This window comes from Adlercreutzia wanghongyangiae (assembly GCF_035989245.1).
GTDB classification, from domain to species: Bacteria; Actinomycetota; Coriobacteriia; order Coriobacteriales; family Eggerthellaceae; genus Adlercreutzia; species Adlercreutzia wanghongyangiae.
The window spans coordinates 1-8,356 of record NZ_JAYMFF010000030.1; the positions used below are offsets into that span (position 1 = coordinate 1).

Below are 8,356 nucleotides of genomic sequence, written 5' to 3' on the forward strand. Positions count from 1 at the left end.
GGGGGGGGGTCTGTCAATGCCATCGACCTTTCTAAGGCGGCCGATTATCTGATTACCTATGTGGCGCGGGATGCGGCCGGCAATACCACGACGGTGAAGCTGACCTACCATCTGGTCGCCTCGCGAGCGCCGGGCGTGGTGGTGACACCCGATCCGGGCACCGACCCGAACCCTCAGCCAGGTGACGACCCGCTGAACCCCAAGCCGCGGCCGCTTGATCCGGTGGAGCCGCCTGCGGTGGCGCCCGACGGCACGCATCACGCGGTGGTGGACGACGCGATGCGCGTGCCCGTGGAGGAGGGCGTGTTAATGACGCGCGCCGATGTGCAGGCGCTCATGCAGCACCGCTATTCGTTCACGGCCGAAGGCGCAAGCGCCCTGACCGAGGTGTCGTTGGTCATGGAAACAGCGCAGGGGGCATCGGCGGATGCCATTGATCGTTCTCGTCCCGGCGTGTTCCGCATCATATATAAAGTAGCCGATGCCAGTGGTAACACCACTACGGTGCGCCTGCGCTATATGGTGGTGGCCGACGCACCCACGGTGACGCCCAAGCCCGGTGAAGGCGACGGGGGCGACGGCGAAGGCGGCGGCGATGGCGGCGCGCCCGGGGGCAATCCCGGCGGTTCCAGCGGCCGCGATCCGCTGCCGCCTTCCCAGGTGACGGTGGACCCCGACACGGGGCTTACCCATGCGACCATCAATGACAGCGTGACCGTGGTCACGAATCCCAGCCCCCTGACGGCCGACGCCATGGCTGATCTCATGCTGCTGCGCTACAACGTGCAGTCGGCTCTGGCTGATGGCAAGCTGTCCTACGGGGCCGTGCATCTGTACGACGCCGCAGGACAGGAGGTGTCGCAGATCGACCGCGCGAAGCCGGGCGACTGGCGCGCCGAGCAGGTGATTACCGATTCAGCGGGGAATACTACGACCATTCGGTTGGCGTATCTGGTGCGCGAGGGCTCCATCGGCGGCACCGTAGGCGGCAACGGCGATGGGGACGGCGGTAGCAGCGGCGCCGACGACGGCAGCGGGAACGGGTCGGATGGCAGCACGGGTGCCGGCTCACGGGACGATGGATCGGGCGCGGGTTCGGGCAGCCGCTGGTCGTCGATGATCCATCAGCTGCCCCAGACCGGCGGCATTTTGGGCCCCTGCCCGCTGCATATTTTGTTCGTGCTCATCATGGTGCTGGTCAGCGCCTACACCTTAATGCGCCTGCGCCAAGAGGCCGCCGAGCGTGACGAGCGCCGCCGCCGCGACGCCAAGTGGGAGGAGTTCCGTCGTGAAGCTGTCCGATAAACTGCTGTATGCCCTGTTCATCCTTGGTGCTGTGTGCCTGGCCGTCTTCGGCCTGTGCGCCCTCGACTGGCTGTGGGCCTGTGCCACCGTGCTGGTGGTGCTGTTCTGGGCCTGGATGCTGCACGCGCGCTGCACCCGCCGCGACGACTATTCCGACGGCCGCTAATCACGGGCATTGCGGCTCTCGCCGGAGGGGACGCGTCGGCCGGGCTGTGCCGCCTCGATCTTTCGGCTTGCGGTTTTCTTTCGGGTATTTAACGGCCTCCGCTTGTGCGGGGGCCGTTCCTGTATAGTGGCACGAAACCTTTGACGGGGCAGGGAAGGCCCCGGGGAAAGACGAGGCGCCGGCGCGTTGCGGCAGAAGGTCGCGGACGAGTGGTGCCCCACTCAGAGAGGATGAGATTCGTGGCACAATCTGGTTTGGATTCTTTGCTGGAGGCGCTGCGCCAGTCGGGCATGAACACCGACGGCGTTGGCTCGGGCGCGGGCAGCGCCGGGGCTTCGGGCCCGCAGACGCCGGGTTCCGGCTCGGCGGGCGCAGGCAATGGGGGCACCTCGGGCTCGCGCGGCGGCGTGGGCGGTTTCGGCGGCTTTCCGTTCGGCGGTTTCGGTGGTTTCGGCGGCACCGGTAACGGCGGCGGCTCGGGCGGCCACGGCGCCTCGGGCGCGGGCGGCAACGGCGACGGCCCGGTGAACTTCGAGTTCCTGGCGAACGACTTCCACCTGCCCTCGAAGAAATGGCTGGCCATCCTCATTGTGGTGGCGCTGCTTGTCATCGCGGGCGCCTACTGGTGGTTCCACCCGGCCATCAACATTCACTCCACCGACTTCTGGGGATTTGTGTTCATCGTCATTCTGCTGCCCATTTTCCTGGTGTTCTGGACACGTTCCAAGCAGTACAAAACGGGCACCAAGGAAGTGACGAAGAACGAGGGCAAGGCGAAGACCTTCCGCGCCCTCTCGTTCATTCCCGTGGCCGTGGTGGCGCTGGTGGCCATCGGTGCTGTGATGTCCATGGCCATCTTCCCGGGCAACGCCGAGAAGTACTCCAACGTGCTGAAGACCGACACGTTGGAGTTCGCCCAGGACATCAAGGAAGTGAACTACAACGAGATTCCCGTGATCGACCGCGACTCGGCCATTCTGCTGGGTAACCGCGAGATGGGCTCCATCCCCGAGTACGTGAGCCAGTTCGAGGTGTCGAACCTGTACTCGCAGATCAACTACCAGGGCACGCCGGTGCGTGTGAGCCCCTTGGGCTACGCCGACCTGTTCAAGTGGTTCACCAACCGCGAGGCGGGCATTCCGGCTTACGCGCTGGTGAATATGACCACCCAGGACGCCGAGATCGTGCGCCTGGGCGATTCGCCGATCCACTATTCCCAGAGCGAGCCTTTGGTGCGCAACATCGACCGCCACGTGCAGCTGAGCTACCCGTTCTACATGTTCGGCGAGAAGTCGTTCGAGATCGATGAAGACGGTCATCCCTGGTGGATCTGCCCCGTGCGCGACTTCACCATCGGGCTGTTCGGCGGCGAGACCATCAGCCGCGTGGTGCTGTGCGACGCCACCACGGGCGAGACCCAGGACCTGTCGCTGGAGGAGTGCCCCGAGTGGGTCGACCGCGTGTTCCCGGCCGAGCTGCTCATTCAGCAGTACAACTGGTGGGGCATGTACAACAACGGCTGGCTGAACTCGTTCCTCGGCCAGGAGGGCGTGGTGCGCACGACTCCCGGCACCGACGGCACGCTGGGCTACAACTACATCGCGAAGGACGACGACGTGTGGGTGTACACCGGCGTCACCTCCGCTACAGCCGACAATTCCATCATCGGCTTTGTGCTGGTGAACCAGCGCACCCAGGAGTCGCATTTCTATTCCGTGGCCGGCGCCACCGAGGACTCGGCCATGCAGTCGGCCGAGGGCCAGGTGCAGAACTTGCGCTACACGTCCACGTTCCCGCTGCTTATTAACGTGGGGAACCAGCCCACCTACTTCATGGCGTTGAAGGACGGTGCGGGCCTGGTGAAGAAGTTCGCCATGATCGACATCCAGCGCTATCAGAACGTGGCTGTGGGTGACACGGTGGCCGACACCCAGAAGGCCTACGAGGCGCTGCTGGCCACCAATGGCGTGGTGGCCGAGGACGCCAGCGGCACCACCGATGTGGTCACGGTAAAGGGCATCATCCGCTCGATGAACCAGGCGGTTATCGAGGGCAACACCCACTTCTACCTGACGGTGGAGGGAGAGGACGGCTCCATCTTCGACTTCGCGCTGCCCGGCCTGCTGGATATCGTGGGCTACAAGGTGGGTGATACCATCAACTTCACCTACGTGGAAGCTTCCGGTTCGAACGTGAGCCCGGCCTATGAGATTCTCGGTGCCGATGGCAAGGCGTCGACGGAGGATGCCGAGGGGGCCCAGCCGGTTGCCGCAGCGGGCGATGGCGCGGGCTCTGCAGCGGGCGACGAGAATGCCTCCGGCGAGCCCGAAGACGATGTGGTGCAGCAAGACGGTGCCGCCCAGACCCCCGAAGAGGTGGCGGCGGGCGACGACACCAAGCAGGTGGCGTAGCGCAGCGCTCCTCGGTGGCTTCGCGTCATCTTGAACGGAGCACTGGGCGCTGGAACCGGTGCCATCTTGAGCGGAGCACGAAGCGCACAGTCGAAGGATCTCGCGAGATCCTTCGACTCGCTTCGCTCGCCCAGGACGACAGGGGGCGAGCATTTCGGGAGACCCGCCGATCACGCGGGTTTTTTGGAGAGGGGAAGAAAACCCGTTGACACGGGCGGGATTCGCTCTAAAATAGACAAGCTGCTCAGGAATGGGCAGTGCAACGAACAGAAATGTTCCGCTACTTAAGACAGCAGGTACGGGGCCCGCAGGGCAACCGTTTAATCGCGCAAGCGGCCCGCCGAGGTGGTCGACTCATTCGCATCCGTGAATTCGTGCGGCCTCCGTCTTATGGGCGGGGGCCGCTTTCGCTTCTCAGGCTTGCGGCCCACCCACCAGGTGCGGAACCCGGAAAGCTTGAGAAGGAGGTGTACGTACAACATGCCCAACGCTCAGAACAAGGAGATGCTCACCAGCATCAAGGAGGATCTCGACGGCGTTTCCGCCATGTGGGTCGTGGACTACCGCGGCCTGACCGTGAAGGAGATGCAGCAGCTGCGTCGCGACATTCGCGAGACTGGCTCGGTGCTGAAGGTCTACAAGAACACGCTGGTTCACCTGGCGCTGTCCGAGGCCGAGCTGCCGACGCTCGACGACATGCTCGCCGGCCCCAGCGCGTTCGTGTTCTCCGGCAACGACGTGGCCGCTTCCGCGAAGGCCCTGAAGACCTTCGCCAAGGCCAACGAGAACCTTGAGATCAAGGGCGGCCTGATGGAAGGCGCTGCTGTGTCTGCAGCCGAGGTGGAGGCTATCGCTTCTCTGCCCTCTCGCGAGCAGCTCATGGCTCAGATCGCCGGTGCCATCTCCGGTGTCGCTCGTGGTCTGGCCACCACTATCAACGGTGTGCCGCGCGGTATGGCCCAGGTCGTCAAGGCCGTGGCCGATCAGAAGGAAGCTGCCTAACAGCTCGTGCGGCCTGAGACGGGCCGCGTAACGACAAAGAAAACCTGGCCGGCACGAAGAGGCGCCGGCCCCCTTTGAAAGGAAACTAACATGGCTGTTACTCGTGAAGAGATTCTTGAGGCTCTGAAGGAGATGTCCCTGCTCGAGGCTTCCGAGCTCGTGAAGGACATCGAGGAGACCTTCGGCGTGTCCGCCGCTGCTCCGGTGGCCGTGGCCGCCGCTGGTGCTGCCCCGGCTGAGGGTGGCGCTGCCGAGGAGAAGTCCGACTTCGACGTCATCCTCGAGGGCTTCGGCGACAACAAGATCGCCGTCATCAAGGTTGTCCGCGAGATCACCGGCCTGGGCCTGAAGGAGGCCAAGGAGGTCGTCGAGGGCGCTCCGAAGCCGGTGGCCGAGGGCGTTGCCAAGGACAAGGCCGAGGAGATCAAGGGCAAGCTGGAGGAAGCCGGCGCCGCTGTGACCCTGAAGTAAATTCGCTTTCGCGAACACTTCTCCCCTCAAGGGACTGCCAAGAACCCCGCTTACGAGCGGGGTTCTTTTTTTGCGGGGGGGGGCGAGTCGTCGCGGATTGCTTTCAAAACGACGGGTAGCGTAGTTTTCGGGGCGAAGAAACGCGGTCGTGGAAATCGCGACCTGGGAAAACTCCTATGCGAACTTGCGTGATCCGCTCACAAGACTACGCTACCCGTCGTTTTGAAAGCAAAAGAGCGACCCCGGGAATCTAGCCGAGCCACTCCAGCAGGGAGGCGATGTCGCGGCGGGCTTGGGAGCTGCCGGTCTCGTAGGAGCGGACGAGGGCGTCGTAGTCGGTGGTCTTGTTGGTGATCTCCATAACGTCGGGGTAGAACGCCCAGGCCGCCCCCGACTTCTCCAGCGCCTCAATTTCGTCGCAGAGCGCGTTGTAGGGCTGCCAGCGGGCGATGGTGCGCTCGGCCACCACGGGGTGCGACCGAAAGGCCGCGCGGAAGAGGGCTTGGGCGCCGCGCCCCATGGGGCGCTTGCGGTAGCCGCGGGGCTGGGTGCGGATGATGCAGAAGCGCTCGAAGCCGTCGGCGCGGGCGGCATTCAGCAGAATGCCCCAGCTGTCTCCCATGCCGCCGTCCACGTAGGTGCGCTCGCCGATGGTGGTGGGCGGCATGAAGATGGGCATGGTAGACGATGCGCGCACCATAAGGCCCACGTCACGGGCGGTTTTCATGTCGGCCTTGGTGAAGGCCACCGTCTCGCCGGTATCCCAGTCCAGGGCCTCGATGTGCACCTCGGCGGGGTTCGCGCGGAAGGTATCCCAATCGAAGGCCATGGGGTCGCCCTCGGGTGCGGTCTCGATGAGCTCCTCGTACAGATAGGGTCCGTTGAAGTAGCCGTGCCCGGCAAGGAAGCTGCCCCAGCCGCCGAAGCGCGGGTACTGCACCAGCTCCACGAAGCTGGCTCGCGCGCGCTTGGGGTCGCGCACCAGGTAGTTCACCGTATGGCTGGACCCGGCTGAGATGCCGTAGACGCGTCCGAAGTTCACGTTCCGTGCGAGCAGCTCCACCACCATGGGGGCCGTGTAGCTGTTGCGCATCCCGCCGCCTTCGAAGATAAGCGCCACATCGGGCTGGTTGATGGCCATGGCAGCGCGGTCGGCGCAGGGAGCGGTGGGGGACATATCGGGCATGACGGCGGCTTTCTCTCCATGAAAAAAGGGAGCCCTGAAGTGAGCTCCCTTTCAGTATAGCGGTTTGCCCTAGCGGGCCGGGCCGACTATTCCGCGTAGCGGAAGAGGGCGGCGACGGACTTGTCGGTGGGCATCTGGTCCTGTTCCACGATGTAGATGTGGGCGTCCTGCACCAGCGCCGCCTGGGCGAAGGCGTCGGTGATGTCGGGCGCGGCCGGGTCGATGTAGCCGTCGTCGGTAGGATTCGGGTTCGGATCGAAGGTGACGGTGCCGGTGTTGATGTCGAAGCCGCCGGGCAGGATCTTGCCCTTCACCATGAACAGCGCCCCCACGCGACGCTCGGCGAGCGCCATGCCGATGGCGTCGAAGTCGTCCGACGCCTTGCCGTGGGCCGCGTCGGCGCCGAACTTCTCGGCCGTCTCCTTGATGTTCGCATCGCGGATACCGTCCATCACGGCCAGCGACTCTTCCAAGAGCGCCTTGCCGTCAAGACCGGCCGGGTCCTTCTTGATGCCGACGGGCAGCAGATGGCGCAGGGTGCAGATCTTGCGGAAGTCGTTCACGTACTCCGGATCGCAGCACAGGATGATGGGCGTGGTGTCGTCGCGCACCAGGTAGTCGTTCACGGCCTTGTTCACATAGCGGAACCACTGGGCGGCGTCTTCCTTCTTCACGTCGTTGCGCGACTGATGGTCGTGGTACTGGCCCATGTGGCCCTCGAGCGTGATGTAGTCCAGCGCGCCCAGCTCGTCCTTCTTCATGTCGGCGGCGGTGTCGTCGCTGTTGGCGAACAGCTCGCTGAAGAAGTCGTGCACCTCCTGCGGCAGCTGCTGACGCTCCACGTGGGTGCGGTCGCCCTTCACCCAGCTGAAACGGTCGTTGGAAAGCTCCAGCACGTAGTACTCGGTGCCGTACTGGAAGTTGCGCAGCAGCGGCTTCACGAAGTAGGTGTCGCCGGCGGCTACCATGGGATCGGGGGCGAAGAACAGGTTGTACACGTACACGCCGTCGTTGCTCATGAGGAAGCCCAGACCTTCGCCAGCGTGCAGCCACAGCGGCATGTCGGGATGTTCCAGCAGGTAGTCGGCGCGCTTCACGATGCCCGCATAGGCATTCTTGTCGTAGCTTTCGGCCAGGGTGCGCTCGGCGTCCTTCATCAGGTCCTTGAACATGTCGCGGTCCCAGATGTCGCGGCGCTCCTCGCGCTCGGTATGATGCACGGGAATATACAGCGACACGACCGGCGCAGGCACGTTGGAGAGAATTGAGGGGTCGAAGCTCTCCATCACGTGAATGCTCTCGTGGGTCTTGCGCTGTGTCTCCTTCTCGTCTTTCATGGCGAAACCTCCATAGTGGTCGGGTGCGGTGTTGCGACGCGTCGCCAGGGCCCGCGGGGCCGCCTTGCAGAAGGCCGTGCTCGGTAAAGCTCGTCGGCGCGTAAAAAGAGCATAGCCCCCCGAGAATGATTCGGAGGGCTATGGGTAAGTCTGTGAACTTCTGGTTGCCGAAATGCTGATTTGCGAACTTCGGGAATGGAAGGGGACGGGGCTGGGGCCGTAGGGGAGGCGTAGGGGCGATGGGCCGTAGGGGCGGGCTTTAGCCCGCCCAGAGGACAAGAGGGCGGGCTAAAGCCCGCCCCTGCGAATGGAAGAGATGCGGGGCTTTACGCTTCGGGGCTACCTGCTCTCGTAGCGCTTCACGTTCATGGCGCGCATGGCGTTCAGGATGGCGATGACGGCCACGCCCACGTCGGCGAACACGGCCATCCACATGTTCGCGATGCCGAAGGCCGCCAGGATGAGCACGGCGAACTTG

6 protein-coding genes and 1 pseudogene are annotated in these 8,356 nt (G+C 64.3%); 5 read left to right on the forward strand and 2 right to left on the reverse strand.

What is annotated here, in order from left to right; genetic code table 11:
- The 5 genes and pseudogenes from VIN30_RS11235 to rplL form a co-directional block, all read left to right on the forward strand.
- Positions 1–1,305 (forward strand): annotated as a pseudogene (locus VIN30_RS11235) (hypothetical protein); the annotation flags it as partial.
- Positions 1,289–1,471, forward strand: coding sequence for a hypothetical protein (locus tag VIN30_RS11240; RefSeq protein WP_338211596.1), 183 nt, complete (start codon positions 1,289–1,291; stop codon positions 1,469–1,471). The pseudogene VIN30_RS11235 and the gene VIN30_RS11240, both read left to right, overlap by 17 nt.
- Positions 1,472–1,710: 239 nt before the next feature.
- Positions 1,711–3,882: a Tat pathway signal sequence gene (locus VIN30_RS11245; protein ID WP_338211597.1), complete on the forward strand. Its 2,172-nt coding sequence runs from the start codon at positions 1,711–1,713 to the stop codon at positions 3,880–3,882.
- Positions 3,883–4,362: 480 nt separating this feature from the next.
- Positions 4,363–4,884 carry a 50S ribosomal protein L10 gene (rplJ, locus tag VIN30_RS11250; RefSeq protein WP_326426093.1) on the forward strand — a complete coding sequence of 174 codons (522 nt, stop codon included), beginning with the start codon at positions 4,363–4,365 and terminating at the stop codon, positions 4,882–4,884.
- Positions 4,885–4,974: 90 nt separating this feature from the next.
- On the forward strand, positions 4,975–5,355 hold the full coding sequence (gene rplL, locus VIN30_RS11255) for a 50S ribosomal protein L7/L12 (protein ID WP_326426095.1): 381 nt from the start codon (positions 4,975–4,977) through the stop codon (positions 5,353–5,355).
- 250 nt (positions 5,356–5,605) lie between these two features.
- On the opposite strand, the gene VIN30_RS11260 is transcribed toward rplL, so the two are convergent.
- Both VIN30_RS11260 and VIN30_RS11265 read right to left on the reverse strand, forming a co-directional pair.
- Positions 5,606–6,541, reverse strand: coding sequence for a patatin-like phospholipase family protein (locus VIN30_RS11260; protein ID WP_338211598.1), 936 nt, complete (start codon positions 6,539–6,541; stop codon positions 5,606–5,608).
- An 86-nt stretch (positions 6,542–6,627) separates the two neighbouring features.
- On the reverse strand, positions 6,628–7,878 hold the full coding sequence (locus VIN30_RS11265) for a baeRF8 domain-containing protein (RefSeq protein WP_338211599.1): 1,251 nt from the start codon (positions 7,876–7,878) through the stop codon (positions 6,628–6,630).
- Positions 7,879–8,356: the final 478 nt, after the last annotated feature.

Bases quoted from the DNA above. Each gene is read 5' to 3' on its own strand.
- rplL (WP_326426095.1), top strand. From the start codon at position 4,975: ATGGCTGTTACTCGTGAAGAGATTCTTGAGGCTCTGAAGGAGATGTCC.
- rplJ (WP_326426093.1), top strand. From the start codon at position 4,363: ATGCCCAACGCTCAGAACAAGGAGATGCTCACCAGCATCAAGGAGGAT.
- VIN30_RS11260 (WP_338211598.1), bottom strand. From the start codon at position 6,541: ATGCCCGATATGTCCCCCACCGCTCCCTGCGCCGACCGCGCTGCCATG.
- VIN30_RS11265 (WP_338211599.1), bottom strand. From the start codon at position 7,878: ATGAAAGACGAGAAGGAGACACAGCGCAAGACCCACGAGAGCATTCAC.